This is a genomic window from Shewanella sp. KT0246, assembly GCF_019654955.1.
GTDB classification, from domain to species: domain Bacteria; phylum Pseudomonadota; class Gammaproteobacteria; order Enterobacterales; family Shewanellaceae; genus Shewanella; species Shewanella goraebulensis.
Genome location: NZ_BPEV01000086.1, coordinates 1 through 1,990 on the forward strand (window position 1 = coordinate 1; position 1,990 = coordinate 1,990).

Here is a 1,990-nt window from a genome sequence, read left to right on the forward strand (position 1 = left end):
TAATATTTAACTTTAAAATTAGCAAATAATATAATAAAAAACACTAAATTAGCTTTAGATTGAAATAACAATTTGACACATTAGTTAATAAATACACCTCCTAAACATGACTGTTAATTAATAATAAAATGTCATATTGAGTGATATCCTATTCAAATAAAGAGTTAATAGAAATGCCAAAGGTTATTGGTTTAATCATCTTGGCTAGAGATTTAGTGTGAGGATATTCAATGTTTGATGTAATGCTTTCAATTTGGTATCAAGACTTTGACGCCTTACTGGAAACGGTTTCAATACATCATCTAATGCTGATGTTAGCTCTAATTTTATTTTTAGAGTCCAGCTTTGTTTTCTTGCCACTTCCTGGGGATGGATTAGTACTGTTTGTAGGTGGCTTAGTCGGATTAGGCGTTGTTGATCTGCAATATGCTTTTTTACTATTAACCTTCACTGCTGGACTCGGTTCATGCATCGCATATATACAAGGCAAGTGGCTTTCGCATCACCCTATAGTGAGTAAAATAGAAAAAGGTTTACCTGAGAACACCCTAGAAAGAGCCTCAAACTTACTTGAAAAGTATGGCTTTTTAGCGTTATTTTTCTCTCGTTTTATCCCATTTGTCAGAGTATTAACTCCAATGATTATGGGCGTTAGACAACTCGGCGTTAAACGGACTGTATTAATGAGTTTTACCAGCGCAATGATATGGACAACAACACTTCTTTTAATAGGCCAATGGGTGATGAACAACCCTCTTCTAAGTGATTATCAAGAGACCTTAAACAAAGCATTTTTAATTGTAAGCATGAGTTTAATGCTATCGGCAACCATTGCGATGTTGGTGCGATTTTCAAAAAAAACCAAGCAGCAAAAACTCACTGTACCTCTGAAAAAAAGATAAAATGGGCGCTTCAACTAACGGCTAAATCACTGTTATTCCATATCAATATTACTTTTTATATCAGACCTTTGCTGCGTATTGTTGCAAGTATTGTTTCGGTTTTTTCTCGGAACATGTCTCTTAATAAACGTACAGTAGGGGTAATTGACTGACGACTCGGACAAACTAGCCATAACTCAGTGGATTTAGGTTTATAATCAGGCATAAGATTAACGACATTGCCAGCAAGCAAATCACTAGACATATCAAGGGAGGATTTAATTGCCACACCTTTCCCAGCAACGCACCAACGCCTGACGATATCGCCATCATTTGAAGCGCGATTACCTCTCAACTTAATTTTATACTCAGTGTTATCTTGAGTTAATACCCATTCATCTTGCAAGATATCTTGCAGTTGATAAAGCAGACCATTGCATTCCATAAGAGCTTTTGGATCCTTTGGCATTCCCTGTTTAGTGACATAATCAGGACTCGCACAAATCACCCTTGGCACATCACAAATCTTAAAACCGTACATCGTGGCATCATTAGGTGAGCCATATCGCAGCGCCATATCCACCGAATCACGATAAAAATCAATGTTGCTATCACTGATACTACTTCGAAGCGCGACCTTAGGATATTGAGTTAGAAACTCATCCAACCAAGGGTTGATTAGATTTCTACCTAAATCAGATGATAAGGCAATGCGGATTTCACCATCAATGATGCCTGAATCCTCACGAATATTAAGCTTGGCTTGTTCAAGCGTTTTTAGTGCTTGCTCACATTGAGGTAGATAACGCTCGCCTGCAGTGGAGAGCCTTAGGTGGCGAGTGGTCCTGACAAACAATTCTGCGCCCAACGAGGCTTCAACACGTTTAACTGCAGCACTCGCTGTCGCTGTGCGCATATCTAAGTTCGTGGCTGCGGCAGTAATACTGCGAAACTCGGCAACTTTAAGTATCACCTGAAGATCTTCGAGAAGCATAATTTGACCATGATTATTAGAAACTGCATTAATCATATGCAGTAATGATTAATGTACCAAACCTTATTATCAATTTATATTTGATAATAATTTAAAAGATAAGTGCTTTTAATTT

Annotated in this window: 2 protein-coding genes; one reads left to right on the plus strand and one right to left on the minus strand. The window is 37.5% G+C overall.

Features of this window, described 5'->3' with window-relative positions; translation table 11 throughout:
• The first annotated feature begins 230 nt into the window (after positions 1 to 230).
• The gene (locus tag K5Q58_RS20510) at positions 231 to 902 is read left to right on the plus strand and encodes a DedA family protein (RefSeq protein WP_220755710.1); all 672 of its coding nucleotides are present in this window, start codon (positions 231 to 233) and stop codon (positions 900 to 902) included.
• A 55-nt stretch (positions 903 to 957) separates the two neighbouring features.
• Here the strand turns inward: K5Q58_RS20510 and K5Q58_RS20515 are convergent, their stop codons facing one another.
• Positions 958 to 1,875, minus strand: a complete 918-nt coding sequence (locus K5Q58_RS20515) for a LysR family transcriptional regulator (protein ID WP_220755711.1) — start codon at positions 1,873 to 1,875, stop codon at positions 958 to 960.
• Positions 1,876 to 1,990 lie beyond the last annotated feature (115 nt).

Bases quoted from the DNA above. Each gene is read 5' to 3' on its own strand.
- K5Q58_RS20510 (WP_220755710.1), top strand. From the start codon at position 231: ATGTTTGATGTAATGCTTTCAATTTGGTATCAAGACTTTGACGCCTTA.
- K5Q58_RS20515 (WP_220755711.1), bottom strand. From the start codon at position 1,875: ATGCTTCTCGAAGATCTTCAGGTGATACTTAAAGTTGCCGAGTTTCGC.